General features: G+C 67.2%; 15 protein-coding genes. 7 read left to right on the top strand and 8 right to left on the bottom strand.

The window, feature by feature from the left end:
• Positions 1-122: 122 nt before the first annotated feature.
• Genes E0H92_RS42835 through E0H92_RS42815 form a run of 5 tightly spaced genes read left to right on the top strand, consistent with a single transcriptional unit; the run spans position 123 to position 5,999 of the window.
• Positions 123-1,112: an ABC transporter substrate-binding protein gene (locus E0H92_RS42835; protein ID WP_131462990.1), complete on the top strand. Its 990-nt coding sequence runs from the start codon at positions 123-125 to the stop codon at positions 1,110-1,112.
• A complete protein-coding gene (locus tag E0H92_RS42830; RefSeq protein ID WP_165550288.1) occupies positions 1,109-2,155 on the top strand; it encodes a FecCD family ABC transporter permease in 1,047 nt (348 codons plus the stop codon). Before E0H92_RS42835 ends, E0H92_RS42830 begins: the two co-directional genes overlap by 4 nt.
• Positions 2,152-3,261: a FecCD family ABC transporter permease gene (locus E0H92_RS42825; protein WP_202874122.1), complete on the top strand. Its 1,110-nt coding sequence runs from the start codon at positions 2,152-2,154 to the stop codon at positions 3,259-3,261. Before E0H92_RS42830 ends, E0H92_RS42825 begins: the two co-directional genes overlap by 4 nt.
• A complete protein-coding gene (locus E0H92_RS42820; protein ID WP_476737465.1) occupies positions 3,258-4,142 on the top strand; it encodes an ABC transporter ATP-binding protein in 885 nt (294 codons plus the stop codon). Before E0H92_RS42825 ends, E0H92_RS42820 begins: the two co-directional genes overlap by 4 nt.
• 9 nt (positions 4,143-4,151) lie before the next feature.
• Entirely contained in the window at positions 4,152-5,999 is a 1,848-nt protein-coding gene (locus E0H92_RS42815; protein WP_131462992.1) for a siderophore-interacting protein, read from the top strand.
• 309 nt (positions 6,000-6,308) lie between these two features.
• Here the strand turns inward: E0H92_RS42815 and E0H92_RS42810 are convergent, their stop codons facing one another.
• Both E0H92_RS42810 and E0H92_RS42805 read right to left on the bottom strand, forming a co-directional pair.
• Entirely contained in the window at positions 6,309-7,757 is a 1,449-nt protein-coding gene (locus tag E0H92_RS42810; RefSeq protein WP_165550287.1) for a hypothetical protein, read from the bottom strand.
• 97 nt (positions 7,758-7,854) lie between these two features.
• Entirely contained in the window at positions 7,855-8,685 is an 831-nt protein-coding gene (locus E0H92_RS42805; protein WP_131463005.1) for an AraC family transcriptional regulator, read from the bottom strand.
• Between the two features lie 65 nt (positions 8,686-8,750).
• Here E0H92_RS42805 and E0H92_RS42800 point away from each other — a divergent pair, with 65 nt between their 5' ends.
• On the top strand, positions 8,751-9,533 hold the full coding sequence (locus E0H92_RS42800; protein ID WP_131463006.1) for a phytanoyl-CoA dioxygenase family protein: 783 nt from the start codon (positions 8,751-8,753) through the stop codon (positions 9,531-9,533).
• 193 nt (positions 9,534-9,726) lie between these two features.
• Here the strand turns inward: E0H92_RS42800 and E0H92_RS42795 are convergent, their stop codons facing one another.
• Genes E0H92_RS42795 through E0H92_RS42775 form a run of 5 tightly spaced genes read right to left on the bottom strand, consistent with a single transcriptional unit; the run spans position 9,727 to position 14,990 of the window.
• On the bottom strand, positions 9,727-10,905 hold the full coding sequence (locus E0H92_RS42795; protein WP_165550286.1) for an ADP-dependent glucokinase/phosphofructokinase: 1,179 nt from the start codon (positions 10,903-10,905) through the stop codon (positions 9,727-9,729).
• Between the two features lie 13 nt (positions 10,906-10,918).
• Positions 10,919-11,779: a ketose-bisphosphate aldolase gene (locus tag E0H92_RS42790; protein ID WP_131463008.1), complete on the bottom strand. Its 861-nt coding sequence runs from the start codon at positions 11,777-11,779 to the stop codon at positions 10,919-10,921.
• A gap of 34 nt (positions 11,780-11,813) precedes the next feature.
• Positions 11,814-12,656, bottom strand: a complete 843-nt coding sequence (locus E0H92_RS42785) for a carbohydrate ABC transporter permease (protein ID WP_131463009.1) — start codon at positions 12,654-12,656, stop codon at positions 11,814-11,816.
• A gap of 6 nt (positions 12,657-12,662) precedes the next feature.
• Positions 12,663-13,625 carry a carbohydrate ABC transporter permease gene (locus tag E0H92_RS42780; RefSeq protein WP_131463010.1) on the bottom strand — a complete coding sequence of 321 codons (963 nt, stop codon included), beginning with the start codon at positions 13,623-13,625 and terminating at the stop codon, positions 12,663-12,665.
• 54 nt (positions 13,626-13,679) lie between these two features.
• Positions 13,680-14,990: an ABC transporter substrate-binding protein gene (locus E0H92_RS42775; RefSeq protein WP_202874121.1), complete on the bottom strand. Its 1,311-nt coding sequence runs from the start codon at positions 14,988-14,990 to the stop codon at positions 13,680-13,682.
• Between the two features lie 178 nt (positions 14,991-15,168).
• Here E0H92_RS42775 and E0H92_RS42770 point away from each other — a divergent pair, with 178 nt between their 5' ends.
• On the top strand, positions 15,169-15,999 hold the full coding sequence (locus tag E0H92_RS42770; RefSeq protein ID WP_131296452.1) for a DeoR/GlpR family DNA-binding transcription regulator: 831 nt from the start codon (positions 15,169-15,171) through the stop codon (positions 15,997-15,999).
• On the opposite strand, the gene E0H92_RS42765 is transcribed toward E0H92_RS42770, so the two are convergent.
• Positions 15,992-18,424: a S8 family peptidase gene (locus E0H92_RS42765; protein WP_131500337.1), complete on the bottom strand. Its 2,433-nt coding sequence runs from the start codon at positions 18,422-18,424 to the stop codon at positions 15,992-15,994. The genes E0H92_RS42770 and E0H92_RS42765 overlap by 8 nt on opposite strands.
• Positions 18,425-18,513 lie beyond the last annotated feature (89 nt).

The following is an 18,513-nucleotide window of genomic DNA, read 5'->3' as shown; positions in this document are numbered from 1 at the left end:
TCCCTGCGTCGATGGAGCGCGGCCTGATACCCCGGAGAAGATCGGAAAGGCCGCCTCGCGATCCGCACTGCCGCCGCGCGCTGACTTCCCCATCCCCTGAAACAGAAAGAAAGAGCACACCCTTGACCACGACACCCCTGAGGCGGCGCGGTGCAGCGCTGACCGCCGCGGTCTTGAGCCTCGCGCTCGTCCTGACGGCCTGCGGCAGCGGCGACGACAGCGCCGCCGGCAAGACCGGTGACAGCCCCGCCGCAACCCGCACCATCACCGCCGGCAACGGCGCCGTCACGATCCCCACCAGCCCGCAGCGGGTCGTCACGATCGGCAACACGGACCTGCCGTTCATCGACATGGGTGGCAAGCCGGTGGGCGTCACCTCGGTGCCTGAGTCCGACCTCAGCTTGTTGCCGGAGGACCAGCGAGCAACGTTCGAGAAGGCCACGAACCTCGGTGACGAGGTCGACCTCGAAAAGGTCGCCGCCCTCAAGCCGGACCTCATCATGGTCCAGATTCCCGATACCGAGTTCAAGAAGATCGAGAAGCAACTCAAGACGATCGCCCCGACGGTCTTCTGGGGGCTCGACACCGAGTGGAAGGCACTCGCCGAGGGGCTCGCGCAGGCCGGCAACGTGACCGATGCGCTCAACCGGCAGAAGGCCGATTTCGAAGGACACGTCGCCACGATGAAGACGACGTACGCCGACATCGTCAAGAACACCAAGTTCGTCAATCTCGACCGCTACGCGAACTCCGACCCCGGGACGTACGTCATCGCGGACATCGGGTGCGTCGAGATCGCCCAGGACGACGTCGGCTTCAACTTCCCCAAGGCGCCCGCCGGGGCTGACCCCCTGGCCTACACGAACTTGCCTTTCGAGCAGCTCTCGAAGCTCTCCAAGTACGACGTGATCACCTACCCCGCCGACACCAAGGGCCAGCCGACCGAGGTCTTCGCGCCGGTGGTCGCGACCAACACCTGGAAGGCGCTGCCTGCCGTGACCTCCGGTCGCGCGCTCGGCGTCTTCTGCCCCGGCAACAACTCGTACGGCGCCGTCCTGCGGTACCTGGACTCGCTCGACAAGGCACTGGCGACCCTCCCCGCGAAGAAGTGACGACTCTCGCCCTGCGACGACCCGACGATCCGGGCACCGTGACGGTGTCCGGATCGCGTCGTCGGCTGATCGGCCTGGTCGTCGCACTCGTGGTGCTGCTGGCGTTACTGGTGGCGAGCGTGCTGATCGGGTCGACGGCCATCACACCCGCTGTGGTGTGGAACGCCCTGTTCCATCCGACGAACGACATCGATCAGTTCGCGATCCGGGACTTCCGGCTGCCGCGCACCGTCGTCGGGCTGGTCGTGGGTACGGCGCTCGGTGTCGCCGGAGCGTTGATCCAGGCGCTGACCCGCAACCCGCTGGCCGATCCGGGCATCCTCGGAGTGAACGCGGGCGCCTCCTTCGCGGTGACAGTGGCCGTGGGACTGCTCGGAGTCCGCGACATCCAGAGCTACCTGTGGTTCGCCTGTGCCGGCGCGCTGATCGTCACGCTGATGGTGCTCGCCCTAGGGTCGGCGCGCCGCGGCCAGTCGCCGGTGATGATGGTTCTCGCCGGGGTCTGCGTCGGCGCGGTGCTCGGTGGCGCCGGCTCGGCCCTCGAGCTGACCAACCCGGACGCGTTCGACGCGATGCGATCCTGGAACGCCGGTTCGATCGTGAGCCGCCCGCTCGACCTGCTGTGGCCGATCCTGCCCTTCTTCGCGATCGGACTCCTGCTGGCCTTCGCGGTGTCCGGCCCGCTCAACGCCATGGCCCTCGGCGACGAGCTGGCGGTTGCCCAAGGAGTCCGGCTGGTACGCACCCGGATCCTCGCGATCATCGCGCTGACCCTGCTCGCCGGCGGCGCCACCGCGATCGCCGGGCCGATCGGCTTCGTCGGACTGATGGTCCCGCATGTCGCGCGCTGGATCGTCGGCCCGGACCAGCGCTGGATCTTCGCCTACAGCGTGCTGCTGGCTCCGAGTCTGCTGCTGGCCTCCGACATTCTCGGACGGGTCGTGATGCGGCCCGGCGAGATCCCCGTCGGCATCGTCACTGCCTTTGTCGGTGCCCCGGTGCTCATCGCGCTGGTGCGGCAGCGGAAAGCAAGCGGCCTGTGAGCGCGCGCAGTGGACTCGATCCGCACGCCGGCTCCGCCCGGACCGCCTGGTCGCCGGGGACGCGTCGCGTGGACTTCGGGCGGCGGCTACTGGTGCTGCGGCGACGGAGGGTCGCAGTACGGTTCGAGTGGCGCTCGGTCATCATCTGCTCGGTCCTCGCACTGGCGGTCGCCTGCATGGTGGTGCTCGCGCTGATGACCGGCTCGTACCAGCCCAGTCCAGGACAGGTAGTCTCCGCGCTGACCGGCAGGGAGTCCGGGCTCGTCCACGACATCGTGGTCGAGTGGCGGCTGCCCCGCGTGGCAGCCGCGCTGGTGTTCGGCGCCGCGCTGGGGGTGAGCGGGGCGATCTTTCAGTCGGTACTGCGCAACCCGCTCGCCGACCCTGGCATCATCGGATTCTCGCAGGGCTCCTACACCGGCGCGCTGATCGTGATCCTCGTCGTCAACGGCAGCTACTGGCAGCTGGTCGGAGGAGCCGTGGCCGGCGGAATCGCTACGGCCGTCGCCGTGTACCTGCTTGCCTTCCGCCGAGGAGTGCAGGGGTTCCGCCTGATCATCGTAGGCATCGGCATCTCGTCGATGCTCGGCTCGCTCAACACCTGGCTGATTCTCAAAGCCGATCTCGATCAGGCGATGGCCGCCGCGACCTGGGGTGCCGGGTCGCTCAACGGCGTCTCCTGGACGCAGGTCGTCATCGGCGGCGCCTGCATCGCCGTACTCCTGCTGCTGGCGGCCATGTCGAGCCGGCCGATGCGGCAACTGGAGCTGGGTGACGATGCGGCCGCCGCACAGGGAGTGCGAGTCTCAGCGACTCGTCTCGGGCTGATCGTGCTGGGGGTGGCGTTGACGGCGACGGTCACCGCCGCGTCGGGCCCGATCGCGTTCATCTCCCTGGTCGCGCCGCAGATCGGACGCCGGCTCGCCCGCAGCGCGGGGATCACCCTCGCTCCCGCCGCCTTGGTCGGCGCGCTGCTCTGTCTGGCGGCGGACTACCTCGCCCAGCACGTCGCCCCAACGCCGCTGCCGGTCGGCATCATCACCGTCATGCTCGGCGGTGGGTACCTCGGCTGGCTGCTGATCACCGAGGCCAGGAGACGCCTTTGAGCACCGTCAACGGTCTTGCGGCAGACGCATCCATGTCCACTCCGTCACCCGGCGGCTCACGACTCCACGTGGAGTCGGCGACGATCGGCTACGACAAACGCGTCATCTCCCGGGAACTGTCGGTGGCGATCCCCGACGAGTCGTTCACCGTCATCGTGGGTCCGAACGCATGCGGTAAGTCCACCCTGCTCCGAGGACTGTCCCGGCTGCTGAAACCGTCGGCCGGGCAGGTCGTCCTCGATGGCGCCGACATCAACTCCTTCAAGACCAAGGAGGTGGCGCGGCGGGTCGGACTGCTGCCGCAGAGCTCCATCGCTCCCGACGGCATCACCGTGGCCGACCTGGTGGCCCGGGGCCGGTATCCGCATCAGGGCTTCGTCCGGCAGTGGACCGAGGCCGACGAGCAGGCCGTACTGAGGGCGATGGACCAAACCGCGGTCACCGACCTGTCCGGACGCCTGGTGGACGAGTTGTCGGGTGGTCAGCGCCAGCGGGTGTGGGTGGCCATGGCGCTTGCGCAGCACACCGGCATCATGCTGCTCGACGAGCCGACCACCTTCCTCGACATCACCCATCAGATCGAGCTGATGGAACTGTTCACCGACTTGCATTACGTCGGCCACACCCTGGTCGCCGTGCTGCACGACCTGAATCATGCCGCCCGCTACGCCACCCACCTGATCGCCATGCAAGACGGCCAGGTCGTCGCTGAGGGCCCGCCGGCCGAGATCGTGACCGCCGACCTCGTGCACGAGGTCTTCGGACTGCGCTGCCTCGTCGTGCCGGATCCGGTCGCCGGTACGCCGTCGGTCGTGCCCTTGGGCCGTGAACGCCCCCTGACTGCCGGCCCGCCACATTTCCGTACGCCACCTGCTCGATAAGGAGTCGCCATGCCGCGTCGTGCGCGCCCGACCGTCGTACACACCATCGCCCTGCGGGAGTTGGAGGTGGCGCGGGTCGTCGATGTCACTCCCGGGCTGCGCCGGGTGACCTTGACCGGTGATCAGCTGGGATCGTTCACCGGCAGCGACGGCACGGTCTTCCCCGAGTTCGCCAGCGACGGTTTCGACGACAGCGTCCGGTTGATCTTCCCGTATCCCGGCGAGAGCGAGCCGGTGGTCCCGGTCTACCGGGACGGCAAGTACCGGTGGCCGACCGACCCCCCGGCGCTGTGGCGGGTCTACACGGTACGGCGCTACGACGCGCGGGCTCGCGAGCTCGACCTCGACTTCGTGAAACATGGAGTCGGCGTCGCGACAACGTGGGCGTACCGGGCGAATCCAGGCGATCGCCTCCACGTCGGTGGGCCGTCGGTCTCCCACGGACTGCCTGAGGGTTACGACTGGTTCCTCATCGTCGGAGACGACACGGCCATCCCGGCGATCGACCGGTTGCTCGCGGAACTGCCCGCCGACGTACGGGCCGAGGTCTACATCGAGGTGGCTCAGCAGTCTCACCGGATCGACCTCCCGACACGCCCGGGTGTCGAGGTGACCTGGGTTGTGCGGCACGGACTGGCCGCGGGGACCGAGCCGTTGCTGCAGGCGGTGCGCGCGGCCGGCCGGCGAGCGGGCTCGATGTTCGCCTGGCTCGCCGGGGAACAGTCCGTAGTCCGTGACCTGCGGCGGTATCTCATCGAGGAGCGCGGTGTCGACAAGTCCGACATCGAGTTCGCCGGCTACTGGCGGCGCGCAGAGGTTGTGGCGCTGGACGAAGACCCCGCCGTGCCGGACCCGGAGCGCAACGCCAAGGCCTTCGAGAAGTTCCATGAGATGTCCGAGTTGCTTCCGCCGCTGGCTCTTCGGGCGGCCGCCAATCTCGGGATCGCCGACTGCATCAGCCGCGGAGTACGCACCGTCCCCGCGCTCGCACAGCACACCGGCGCGAAGGAACGATCCTTGGCGAAGTTCTTGCGGTACCTCCAGACGATCGAACTCCTGGAACAAGTCGGCGACGAGTACGAGCTCACGGAGACCGGCGAGTTTCTGACCAACGAGTCCGTGCTCGATCACCTGCTGTCCGGCGGGGTCGAGTCCCGCAGGTCGCAGGCCTTCTACGGTCTGGAAGCGGCGGTCCGCGACGATCGTCCGGTGCTGGAGTCGGTGACCGGCAAGGACTGGGACGCCCTCAGCGGCGACCTGACCTTCGAGCACAAGCGGTTGGAGAACAAGTCCCGGTTCGCCCACGTACTCGCCGAGCCGCTCGCGAAGTCACCCGTGCTGGAGGGAGTCGGCACGGTCGTTGTCCACGGAGCCGGCGCTGGGGTCCACGCCGACTACCTCACCGCGGAGCACCCGGAAGCAGAGGTCGCCATCGTGGCGCTCCCCACCGCGGCGGATTGGTTCCGCAGGGACATTCCGATCAGCATCGCGGATACGACGAGACGTGAGCGGATCCGGATCGTCGAGCAGTCGGTGTTCGAGAAGACCGAACCTGCGGACGCCGTACTGATCGTCAACACACTGGGGGAGCATCGGGACGCGGAGGCGAGGCTCATTCTTCAGCGGGCCGCTGCGAGCCTGCGCCCCGGCGGCCGGGTGCTGTTGGTGGAGGACACGTTCGACCTGGACGAGCTGGACGAACACGACGCAGAGCTCGACCTTCTGCGGTTGACGCTGCACGGCTCCGGATACCGCACCGAGGACGAACTCGAGGCCGTCATCGCCGGCGCCGGATTGAGAACGATCGAGACATCGCTCGTGGGGTGGGGCAACACGTTGCGAGTGCTAGCACCCTGAGGGACGGGTTTGGTGAGGGCCTCGATGGTGTCGACTTCGCCTGGCCATCCGACCGATCGTGAGATCAAATCGCCGGTTGTCGAGCGCCTCAAGGAGCGACTCAGGTGGGTACGAGACCGTGGGGCCACCGACCGCCCACAACGGCGCTCTGGGCCTGAGCACCCGGCCCTGCCCAGCCGGCCCCTCCGACCGAGCCACACTCACCTTGACCCACGGCAAACCCGCAACCGCAGCCAACTATCCCAAAGAGGAAGTCCTGGTCGTTGCCCTCTACGTCCCCAGCTAGCCTCTTGAGGCAGGGGCAGCTGTTCATGGTCGTACGACCAGTGGTTGGAAGGCGGCGCGGATCGTGGCGGTGGTTGGTTCCACCGTGTCCGAGGTCGTACTGCCCGACACCTGCAGGAGTTGCGAGTACCACGTCTTCGGGCAGGCTGTCCCGCTGATCTGGATGGTCGTCGTCGACAGCAGCCGGCCTGTCCGCATCTCATACACGTTGACCGGAACGGTGATCTTGCGGAACGCCACGTAGAACGGCAGCCACTCGGGATGGTCGGCGTCCGTGTATGAGCAAGTCTTGACGACCGCGCCGGTACCCGGAGTGCTCGCGCAGACGATCAACGCCGCCCGGTACGGATCGCTCGTACGCCATTGGCTCGGAAGGTCGCTCGTGTACTCGCCCGCGGCACCGAGGAAGACGGCACGGTTCTGGCCGTGGCGAACCCGCGGGGCCATGCTCAGCTTCGCCGGCGTGGCACAGTACTTCCCGGACTTGACCAGCGCACGTACTCGGGCCACCTCGGCCTCGAGCGCGGCCTGCTGGATCGCATCCTCGGCCTTCTGGATCCCGGCGCGCGCTCGGATCGCCTGTTCGGACCGTGGGTATCGAGCCGCCAGCGTCCGGTAGAGGTTCTGTGCCTGTGGCCACGCGGCGTTCGCGGCGTTCGCGTCCGCGCATCCGAAGAGCGCGTTCGGCTCGAGCTTCGGGACCAACGCGTTCGGGTCGTCCAGGACGGTGCCGGTCGGCTTGCGGGTCCGCAGCCACGACATGATCGGCATCATCGTGCAGGGTTCCTTGACCGGCAGCATGCCGGGGAACTGGCTGACGGCCTTCCCGACCGTCCGGGTCTGACCCGGCTGTGCGAGTACGCCGGCCAGGTTCTCGAACCCGGCTTGCAGCAGGCCGAGGTCGGCGAACGGCGCCGCCGTACGCAGTTGATCCGCCGCGCGGTCGATCCGATCGCACGTCGCGACATCCCCTTCGACCCGAACAGTCCGGGGACCGTTGCCGATCCGGTGGCCAAGGGTGTACGTCGCCTGGGCCGCGCGGACTCCCGGACAGTCGCCGGCCTCGCGGGCAGCGATCGCCTGCTCGTCGATTCGCTGGACGTCGTACCGCTCGAAGGCAAGGCCGATCAGGACCAGGAGGGCTACGCCGAGCGCGCCCAGCCGCTGCCGGACTCTGACCGCACGCTGCGGCTGCCGGCGAGCCAGCAACCAGCCGTGGACGACCTGGAGGAGTCCCCAACCCAGCAGGCCGAACTCGTAGCCGGTCTGTCGTAGCGTGGTGAGACAAGCAACCAGCACGGCCGTGCCGAGGACTCCCGCACCGCCGAAGAACCAGCGCCGGGCCAGAAAGTATCCGATCCCCAGCAACGAAGCGTTGCCTAAGGCAACTGCGATTGGGTCGGGGGCGGGTCTGGACGGGAAGCGCGGCGCCGGCCCCGGATTCGGGGACGTGGACCACTGCTGGTAGCTCATCTGCATCGCTCTCGCTCAGGAACAGCTGACCCGCGAGTGTGACCACCCTCAGCTGCGTGGCGGTTGCCCTGACCTGTTCCTGCCACCTCCGGGGCGATCACCCACGCCGGTAGGCCGTGGGTGTGGTGCGGGTCAGGCGCTTGAACGCGGTCGCGAAGTACTGTGTGCTGGCGAAGCCGAGGGAGTGTGCGATCTGGGTGACGGGCAGGTCGGTCGAGGTGAGCAGGGTGCGGGCGTGCTCGATCTTGCTGCGGAGTACGAACTCGCCCGGCGGCATGCCGATTTCCTGGCGGAAGCGGGCGTGCAGGCGGGCCGGCGACAAGCCGGTGGCGTGGCTGAGCATCGGTACGGTGATCGGCTCGCCGAGGTGGTCGGCGACGTACTGTCTACTCCGCTCGACTACCGCCGACACAGGCCGTACCTGCTCGGCGGTGCTCGCCGCCACTGTCCGGGTCAGGAACTGCCCGAGTGACATCGCCGCCTGGAGCCGGGCCAGCTCGGTCTGCGGGCCGCTGAGCTGCGTGATCGCGTCGTCCAGCAGGAACCCGGCGTCGGGGTGGGCCCGGAACTGCCGGTTCGGGATGCCGAGTAGGGCCTGGGTCAGCTGTCGCCGCCGGGTGCTGTCCAGGTAGAGCAGTGGCGAGTCTCGGACCTGGACGATCAGCCAGTACAGCACCCCCTTGTCCTCGGGCTGGCCGGCGCTGTCGTGGCGCTCGTCCGGGAGGGTGACGAACTGGTCTCCGCCGCTGAGCTGGTAGACGCGGTCGCCCAGCCGGTACTGCTGCCGTCCCCGAGCCAGGAAGCAGATCTCGACGCAGCCCGGGTGCGTGTGCGGGGCCAGTACGTCGTGCGCGTACGAGTACCGGTAGCGGCCGAGGGTGACGACTCCGGGTACGCCGGGATCCCGCAGCTCGAGTCGGTCGGCCATGTTCGATTTTCTCTCGCGTTCGATTCCGGACGCAAGGATCAGGAGCCCTCACTAGCGTTGTGGCCATGCTGACAACAGACGATGTGGCTCGCTTCCACGACCAGGGTTTCCTCGCGCTGGAGTCCTTCATCTCCGCCGAGGAGGTCGAGCGGATGCGCACGATCTACGACCGGCTCTTCGCGGTCCGGGCCGGACGGTCTGCCGGCGACCAGTTCGACCTGGCCGGTGCGGACGACGAAGCGAGGGAGGCCAACCTCCCGCAGATCCTCAACCCGTCGCGGTATGCGCCGGAGCTCCTGCGCAGTACGACGCTCGCTCGCGCGCAGGAGGTGCTCGCCGAGCTGCTCGGTCCGGACGCGACGGTCGGCGGTGACCATGCGATCAACAAGCCGCCCCGGAACGGGGTCGAGACGCCCTGGCATCAGGACGAGGCGTATTGGAACCCGGCGGTCAGCTACCACTCGCTGAGCATCTGGATTCCGTTGCAGGAGGCAACGGTTGAGAACGGCTGTATGCATTTCGTCCCCGGATCGCACCGCGGCGAGGTGGTCCCGCACCGGCCGATCGGCGGCGATCCGCGGGTTCACGGCCTCGAGGTGGAGCCCGGTGTGGTCGACGTCTCCGCCGCCGTCGCGTGCCCGATCCCCGCCGGCGGCGCGACGATCCACGCCGGCCGAACCCTGCACTACACCTCCCCGAACAGGACCGCCGACCACCGGCGGGCCTACATCATCAGCGGAGGCGCCCCGGAGGAGAAGGCGACCGAGCCGCGAGAGTTCCCGTGGCAGGCCGCCCGGCACACCGCACGCGCAGAGCGAGCCAACGCAGCCCGCCCTGCGGGTGGCTGACCTTCGCGAGTTTGCGTCCTCGTCATGCCCACCAGGGTCGAGGAGACAACTCTCTGGCCGGTTCGCGACGAGTCGCGCTGTTCGTCCATCCGATCGCGACCGCCGACGATCCGCTGCTCAGTCAGAAGCTGGCTCTGGTGGGTGAAGTGATGGCCACCATCAGGACCCGAGCAGACGAAAGTAGTCCTGGCCTTCACCGCTGTTGGGCGGTGGCGGCCAGGAAGCCGCCGACGAAGGCGTCGCCTAGGCCGATGGTTGTTGGGGTGGGGGTGTCGAGGTGGAGGGCGGGGAGGCAGCGGACGGTGTCGCCGAGGCGGTGTTCCAAGGTGGCGGCGAACTCCCGGGCGTCGGGGCGGCGTGGGTGGGTTTGCATGCGGGTGTAGTCGTCGTGGGTGGAGTTGTCGCCGTGGGTGTAGCGGGTGCTGGCTACGACGATGCCTTCGTTCAGGGCCTCGGCGTGGGCTTCGGCGTCTTCGCCCAGGGCTGCGGACCAGTACTTCGTGTGGAGGACGAGGGTTGGGCCGGGGATGAAGGTTCGCAGGGACTCCAACGCCGCGGCTACGTGTTCGACGGAGAGCAGGTTGACGGTGCGGCCCAGGTAGGACTGCATCTCGTCTTCGTTGAGGCCGTAGATGTTGATGCGGTGCAGTAGGGCTTCGCGGACGCGTTGGCTGAAGGCTGGTTGGTGGAAGCCTGCGTCCTCGTAGTAGACGATGGCCGCTTCCGGCAGTTGTCGGAGGTGGTCTTGTAGGGAGGACAGGCGCGCGTCTAGTAGTTGCTGGTCGCGGAGTGAGTTGAAGCCTGAGATGAGGAAGAGCCTTGCGCCGCGCAGCAAAGGACCTAGGTCGGGGCTGAGGAGCATGGAGCTGTTCGCTGGGTCGTTGGCGTAGATCAGGCGGTTCGGGAACGGGGCGCGGAGGTCGATGTCGCCGGCGCGCACCCGCAGATCCTGGGCGTACTGCACGATCACGTTCGGGTTGAAGGTGTCCTTGTCGTCGCTGCAGACGTAGTCGGTGTCCGCCGGCAGCAGGCGGCGTACGACGTCGTTGATGCTGACCAGGTGCAGGGTGGAGGGCACGCCGAGCCGGCTCAGCTCCTTCGCCGCTCGGACGGACGTGCCGCCGAGAGTGGTGCGGATCGGGAAGCGTTGCGTGAACTCTCGCAGGGTGGCGGCGGAGGCGACGTAGTGCTCGCCTCCACCGCCTTTCTGGAGATAGGTGAGGACCGAGATGACCAGCTCGCGCTCGTCGGTGATCGCGACCGGTGCGGTTAGCTCGTCGGCGCGGATCCGGTACTCGCGGATGAACTGCTCCATGACGGGCGCGGACAGCGTGAGCTCATGGTCGACACAGCCACCCAGTCCCAGAACCACGGTGCCGTCCATATCAGTACAGGGATGCCTTTCCGGTCGTCTCGAAGAGGTCGATCTTGTGCGCGGCCACGGCCTTCATGGCCTCGAGGCAGGGCGGCTGGATGCTGAGCGGCTCTCGCAACCCCGTGTCCGCGAGCACCTCCCGCATCTTCGCGTGGTAGGCCACCTTGATGTCGCTGGAGATGTTGATCTTGTTGATCCCCAGTTTGACCGACAGCGCGATCTCGTCGTCGGGGTTACCGGAGCCGCCGTGCAGGACGAGGGGGATCTGGACGCGGTCCTTGATCTCCTTGAGCAGGTCGAGCTTGAGCTCCGGCTTCAGGGTCTTCGGGTAGAGGCCGTGGTAGGTGCCGATCGCCACGGCCAGGCTGTCAACTCCCGTGGCCGCGACGAAGGTGACCGCGTCCGCCGGGTCGGTGTAGATGATGGCGTCGCTCCCGTCCTCGGCCTCGTTGTCGGTCTTGCCGATCGTCCCGAGCTCCGCCTCGACCGACAGGCCGACCGCGTGCGCGGTCTCGACGACCTTCCGGGAGATCGCGACGTTGTCCTCGAAGGACTGCAGCGACGCGTCGATCATCACCGAGGTGAAACCGGCCTGGATCGCGACCAGCATCTCCTCGTACGTCGCGCCGTGGTCCCAGTGAATCGCGATCGGCACCGTCGAGCGGTGCGCTCGTTGCGTGATGGCGGCGATCGCGTCCACGCCGAGGTGCTTGACCTCGTCGGGATGGATCCCGATGAACAGCGGGGCGCGCTTCTCCTCGCTGATCTCGACGATGCCGTTGAACATCGAGTAGTCGCTGATGTTGAACGCGGGCACCGCGAAGTTGTTCTCGTGGGCGACGTCCAGGATCGCCTTGCCGGTCGTCAGCATATGGCTGCTCTCTCTTCTCGGGGTGAGGGGTTGGTCAGGCCTTGACGGCGCCGGAGGTGAGGCCTCCGATGAAGCGCCGCTGGAACAGCAGGAACAGCACGAGCACCGGGATGGAGCCGAGGATGCTCATCGCCATCATCTGGTTCCACTCGTAGGAGTGCTGGCCCATCAGCAGCTGGATGCCGATGGGCACGGTGCGCATGTTGTCGGTGCGGGTGAGGGTCAGCGCGAACAGGTACTCGTTCCACGAGATCATGAACGTGTAGACGCCGACCGCGATCATTCCCGGCACCGAGATCGGCACCAGGACCCGCCACAACGCCGTCCAGCTCGAGGCTCCGTCGACCTTGACGGATTCGTCGAGTTCCTTGGGCAGCGTGTTGAAGTAGGCGGTCATCATGATGATCGCGTACGGCAGGGTGAAGACGATGTGGGTGAGAATCAGCCCGGGATAGGTGTTGTACAGGCCGAGTGCCACGACCAGACCGAAGTACGGGATCACGAGGGTGATCGGCGGTACCGCCTGGACGCTGATGATCACGGCGTTGACGGATCGCTTCAGCGGGAACTCGTACCGGCTGAAACCATAGGCCGCGAGGATCGCCACGAACAGCGTAAGCGCGGTGACCGAGAGCGCGACGACGTAGCTGTTGACGAAGAACCTGAGCTTGTCCGGGTCGCCGAGGATGCTGCGATAGGCCTCGAGGGAGAAGTTCTCGGTCACGAGCCGGGGCGGAACCTGGAAGACCTCGCCGTTGGCCTTGAACGAGGTCGACAGCATCCAGAGAACCGGCAGGCCGGCGAACGCGGCACCGATACAGAGACCGGTGAAGACAGCGATCTTCGCGCCGAGGCGTCGTCTCTTGCGCGTGTGCACGGTCGATCACCTCTCCTTTTGCAGACGGACGTAGAAGAAGGCCAGGACCAGCGAGAGCAGCAGGACGATGACCGCGCTGGCCGATGCGGTGGCGAACTCGTAGCTGCTGAAGGCCTGCTTGTAGGTGTAGGTGCTGAGCATCTCGGTGGCGTTCAGCGGGCCGCCGCCGGTCGTCATCCAGATGAGCGCGAACTGCTGCGACGTCCAGATGAGGTCGAGCACGGCCATGCTGATGAGCACCGGCCGCAACTGCGGGATGGTCACGTTGAGGAACTGCCGTACGGCGCCGGCGCCGTCCACGGACGCGGCTTCGTAGAGGTCCGAGGAGATCCCCTGCAGACCGGCCAGGATGCTGATCATGAAGAACGGGAAACCGGCCCAGATGTTGACGAAGGTCAGCGCCCACAGCGCCGTCCCCGGGTCGGACAGCCAGTCCACCCCTTGCTGCATCCGACCGACCGTGGTCAGGAGGTAGTTGACCACCCCGGACGGGTCCAGCAGCAAGCGCCAGATCACTGCGATCACGGCGACCGTGAACAGCCACGGCAGGATGTAGATGATCCGGAAGACGGCTTTCGTGACGCCGCCCAGCAGTGACGTGTTGAGCATCAGCGCGAAGGTCAGCCCGAGGACGAGGTGGGCGACGGTGCTGACGGTGATGAAGACGAACGTGTTCTTCAGCGCCACCAGGAAGTCGGGGTCGGTGAGAACCTCGGTGTAGTTGGCGAGACCGACGAGGACCGGGTTGTCCTCGACGATCACGTTGTCCTTGAACGAGTAGCTGACGACCATCGCGATCGGGATGATCATCAGCACCGAGATCAGGACCACCGTCGGCGAGAGATAGGCGTACGGGACCAGGCCCCTCGCGAAGAACCGCAGCTTCCCGCCACCGGCGGCGGCCGGGGTCTGCGGTGCCACCTTCGTGTCCGGTGGAGCGGCGGTGGGATTCAGGTTCGCAAGTTTCATCGATATCTCCTTGTCCCGGGCCGCGGCGGCCATCCGCCGCGGCCCCGGACTGAGCTAGCTCAGATCGGACGACCAGGACTCCTGCGCCTTCTTCAGCGTGTCGTCGACGCTCTGCTTGCCGGTGAGGGTGAGCTGAAGCTGCTCGTCGAAGCTGCGCATCAGGTCCTCGGACTTCGGCAGGCCGACGAACTCGTTGGCCGGATAGCCCGCCTGGTAGATGCCGAACGCCGTCTTGAACAGCGGGTCGCTCTTGGTGAAGTCCGGTGTGGCGGTCTTGTTGCCGGGGAACCCGTTGGCCAGCGTGCTCAGCTGGGCGTTCGTCTGCTTGCTCATCAGGAACTCGACCAGCTTGAACGCCTCGGCCTTGTGCTTGGAGGAGTTCGAGACGCCGATACCCCAGGACGCGTAGGGGATACCGCGTTTGCCGGTGTAGCTGTCCTCGGCCGGGATCGGGGTCACGGTGAAGTTGAGCTTGGGGTTGTTCTTCTTGATCAGCGTGATGTGCGCCAGGGAGTCGATCACCATGCCGACCTGACCGGTGGTGAACTTCTCGACCTTGTCCTGCTCCTTCATCGTCAGCGAACCGGGCGCGATCACGTTCGCGTCGTTCAGGCTCTTGACGAACTCGACGGTGCCCTTCACCTGGTCGCTGGTCAGGTTGGCCTTGCCGTCCTCGGTGAGCATGCTGCCGCCCGAGGCCCACAGCCACGACATCACGTCGTTCTGGATGCCGTTCGGTACGGCGGTGTCGAGGGGGAGTGCCCAGCCCTTGACGTTCCCGCCGAGTGCGCTGACCTTCTTGGCGGCCTCGAGGAACTGCGTCCGCGTGGTCGGCGGCGTCGTGACCCCGGCCTTCTTCAGCAGGTCGTTGTTCACGAACAGGGGATACACGAAGTTGACCACGGGGACCATGTAGGTCTTGTCCTTGATCTTGATCTGACTCGCGAGCTGGCCGGAGTCGTACTTCGCGTCGGCCATCAGCTCGGTCAGGTCGGCGATGGCTCCCTGCTTCGCGAAGTCGCTGACCCACGCGCCGTCCAGGCCGACCACGTCGGGCAGCGTCTTCGAGGCGGCTCCGGCCACCAACTGCTGTTTGGTGGAGGCGTACGGCCCGCTCAGCAGCTTGACCTTGATGTTCGGGTTCTGGGCGGTGAACTCGGTCATGAGCTTGTCGAACGACCCCTCGGGGAGCTCCGGCGCCCACCACTGCGCGAACTCCAGCGTGACGGTCCCGCCGCCGCTGGATTCTTCGTTCGACCCCCCGTCCGAACCACACGCGACCGCGGTGGTGGCCATCGCGGTCACCGCCGTCACCCCGATCAGCTGCCTCAGCCGGTTGCGCACCCGGGTGCCGCTTCCGCTCATCGCGACCTCCTTCATGTCAAGGTCTTACTGCTCTTTGCAGGATTTCGCCACGTTAACAGCAGGTTACCCGGCCTACAAGAGTGAGAGCTGCAGAATATTGCTAAAGACCGCAGAGTCGTGCAGTTCTGCGGCATCTGTGTGAGAGTAGGGCGCAGAACCGCACGCAACTACCGCAAAGATGGGAAGATCTGTGGCCGTGGACAACGAGGACAGGCAGCGCCGCCTGCCGGCCGGACGCAAGGCCAAGCTGGCCGCCTACGTCGCCGAGACCGGCGAGGTCACGGTCACCGATCTGGCCGAGCGCTTCGGCGTCTCCATCGACACGATCCGCCGCGACCTCGACCAGTTGAGCGCGGACGGCGTCCTCGTGCGCACGTACGGCGGAGCGGTCAGCCAGTCGAGCATCTCCCGGGTCGACCGGACCGTCGACGTCCGGCTCACGCTCGAGAAGCACGAGAAGGAGCAGATCGCGAAGCTGGCCGCGGCCCTGGTCAAGGACGGCTCGGTCATCATGATGAACGGCGGTACGACGACACTCGCCGTCGCGAGGAATCTGCGCGACCACCGCGACCTCACCGTGGCGACCAACAGCCTGCTCGTGCCGCCGGCGCTGCCGGAGTCGACGATCCGAGAGGTGTACGTGTTCGGCGGTGCGGTCCGGACGCTCTCGCTGACCACCACCGGCCCGATCAGCCTGCCGTCGGCCGGCGGGGCCGACCTGGACGTCAGTTGCGATCTGGCGCTGATCGGGGTCGGGGCGGTCTCGGTCGAGGGTGGGTACACGACCAGCAACCTCGCCGACGCGGCCATGATGCGGGAGATGATCTCGCGGGCCGCGCGGGTGGCGATCCTGGCCGACTCCTCCAAGTTCGGTCGCCGGCTCTTCGCCCAGGTGGCCGACCTCGCGGCCGCCGACTATTTCGTCACCGACACGGCACCCCCGCCCGACCTCGTCCGCGCCCTCCGCGAGAACGAGGTCGAGCTCATCACCCCCGACGCCACTACTTGAGCGTCAGGGTTTCGTACGTCGTGGTTCCTGCCTCGTACTGGCGCGGTTCCGGCCTGGTGTCGCCGAGGGCCTGCTGCCAGTCGGTCTGAGGTTGCAAGTACTGGTGCACTGTCTGCGGGAGCTTGGCCGGTGCTCCGATCGGGAGCGTGTTGACGCCGGGCCGGCGGCCGACGAGTTGCCAGTCCTCCTGCGCGCCGGCCGGACCGTTGTACTTGACGACGACATGTGCGAGCTGGCGATCGGAGTACACCCTGCGCTGCAGGCCGTTGAAGAAGTGGCCGCGCTGCGTGTCGATCAGGCCGTAGAGGTACGGCGTGCCGGTCAGCGTGCCGTCCGCGGCGAGACGACCGACGTACGACGCGACGAAGCCCTGGAACTGCTCAGCCGGGACAGCGGGTCCCATCCGGCCGAGGTACAGCTTCTCGCCGCGCGGCTGCAGGTTGAACGTCAGCACCGAATCGCCGGCCTTGTTCTTGAGCTGATATCCGAAGAAGACCACGAAGGTCTGGGCGTCCTGACGAGGCACCGTGACTGTTACGGGCTTGGCCTTCCGTGCGTCCACGACCAGCTTCAGGTCGCGTCGTACGTCGATCTCGGGCTGGACGATCCGGTAGTGCTCACCGGCCGGTCCGAACATCGTGACGTCGAGCGCGTACCGGCCCTTGGGCACCCGGCCGGGCTCCTCGGACGCGAAGGTGTCCAGGTTCTGCAGCGAGGGCATCGCACGATCCGCCGGGAGCGGCTTGCCGTCCGGGCCGAGGGCGGTCAGCGCGACGTTGTAGCTCTCGACCTCCTTGTCGACGACCAGGGGTACGCCGATCTGCTGGCTGCCCGCGGTCGCGGTGAGCCGACCGGTGTACAGACCGTCAGGTCCGTCGTGCGCGGTCTCGGACGTGACCTTGACGGACGCACTTCCCTTGGCCGGCACGGTCAGCTGGCTGGTACTCAGTGTCAACACACCGGCCGTCGTGCCGTTCTCGAGCGAAGCCTGGAGGTTAAGCGTGACGGGCGTACTCGCGGTGTTCTCGAAGGTGACGTCCTTGGTGACAGGCTTATCGTCGGCGTGCGGCCACAGCGCCGTGCCGAAGGACACGTTGGTCGTGGTGGCGATGACCGTCTGCTGGACGGCGCGGGCGGCGTCGACGCGGCCGGAGCCCTGCTCGTACGGCTTGAGCGCGGGGTTCGTCTTCGCCGACGACGTGATCGCGGCCTTCAGTTCGGTCGCCTTCCAGGTGGGGTGCTGTTGGGCGAGCAGGGCCGCGGTGCCGGCCACGTGGGGAGTGGCCATCGAGGTGCCGGTCATCCGGGTGTACTTGTCGCCGACCGGGTCCTGAGGGTGCGAGGCAGCTGACCTGGCCGCGACGATGCCGACGCCCGGGGCGGTCACGTCGGGTTTGATCGCGCCCTGGTCCGTCGGACCGCGGCCGGAGAAGCCGGCCAGCTTCTCGTCCCGGTCGACCGCGCCGACGGTCAGCCCCGAGGCCGCCGTACCAGGCGATTCGACGACGCCGAAGTTGCCGGCGGCAATGACGAACAGGGTGCCGGTCTGCTTCGTGATGCGGTCGATGGCCTGGTCGAGCGGGCCGCCTTCCTGCGATCCGCCGAGGCTGAGGTTGACCACTTTCGCCTTCTGGGCGACGGCCCACTCGATACCTTCGAGTACGTCGGACTCGGCGCAACCGCCGGTGTCGTCGCAGACCTTGCCGTCGAGCAGCGTCGCGTCCGGAGCGACACCCTTGTACCCGTCGGCACCCCGGCCGGCGACTGTGGCGGCGACGTGCGTGCCGTGGCCGAAGACGTCCGCCGCCGGGTCAGTGGTGAAGTTGTGAGCAGCGACGACCTTGCCGGTCAGGTCCGGATGGGTCGCGTCGATACCGCTGTCGAGGACGGCGACGGTGACGCCCTTGCCGGTGTAGCCGGCCTTCCAGGCGGTCGGGGCGCCGATCTGCGGGACGCTCTTGTCGAGGGAGGTGTGCAGTTTGGCGTCGAGCCAGACTTTCGTCCCGGCTGACCGCGTCCGCTGCAGGAATCCGGGCGCGGTGGTCTTCGACAGCTTCAGTTCGGCGGGTTTCCGGGTCGGTGCGCCGGTGATGATCAGCGGGATGTCGCCGCGGGCCGAGTCGTCGTACCCGTCGCGGAGGAGAACGTCGAGATCGAACAGCCGCCGGTCGAGCTTGCCGGTCGCGACGTCGCCCCGGACGTCCGCGGGGATGACGGTCCATTCGTGCGGCGTCCGGCGTACCTCGAACCCGACCTTCTCGCGGCCGGCTGGGCGAGAAACCGTCACGGCGTCGCCCTTCACGACGACCTTGTCACCGGTGATGAGGGTGACGGTTCGAGCCTTGGGGGCAGCGTCCGCCTGCTGCTGCTGAATCGGTACGAGCGCCAGTAACAGCGCCGCCGCAGCCAATCGTCTCTTCCGCACGTGTCTCTCCTTCGTCATCGGACCTCACCCCACAGATGTCCGGTGCCGCAGGCAAACATTTCACCTGATGGGAAACACGCAGGAAACGG

Origin of the sequence: Kribbella speibonae (genome assembly GCF_004331375.1) — a bacterium.
GTDB classification, from domain to species: domain Bacteria; phylum Actinomycetota; class Actinomycetes; order Propionibacteriales; family Kribbellaceae; genus Kribbella; species Kribbella sindirgiensis.
This window is presented reverse-complemented; position numbering and strand designations above follow the sequence as displayed.

Bases quoted from the DNA above. Each gene is read 5' to 3' on its own strand.
- E0H92_RS42815 (WP_131462992.1), top strand. From the start codon at position 4,152: ATGCCGCGTCGTGCGCGCCCGACCGTCGTACACACCATCGCCCTGCGG.
- E0H92_RS42810 (WP_165550287.1), bottom strand. From the start codon at position 7,757: ATGAGCTACCAGCAGTGGTCCACGTCCCCGAATCCGGGGCCGGCGCCG.
- E0H92_RS42805 (WP_131463005.1), bottom strand. From the start codon at position 8,685: ATGGCCGACCGACTCGAGCTGCGGGATCCCGGCGTACCCGGAGTCGTC.
- E0H92_RS42800 (WP_131463006.1), top strand. From the start codon at position 8,751: ATGCTGACAACAGACGATGTGGCTCGCTTCCACGACCAGGGTTTCCTC.
- E0H92_RS42790 (WP_131463008.1), bottom strand. From the start codon at position 11,779: ATGCTGACGACCGGCAAGGCGATCCTGGACGTCGCCCACGAGAACAAC.
- E0H92_RS42780 (WP_131463010.1), bottom strand. From the start codon at position 13,625: ATGAAACTTGCGAACCTGAATCCCACCGCCGCTCCACCGGACACGAAG.
- E0H92_RS42775 (WP_202874121.1), bottom strand. From the start codon at position 14,990: ATGAGCGGAAGCGGCACCCGGGTGCGCAACCGGCTGAGGCAGCTGATC.
- E0H92_RS42770 (WP_131296452.1), top strand. From the start codon at position 15,169: ATGGGAAGATCTGTGGCCGTGGACAACGAGGACAGGCAGCGCCGCCTG.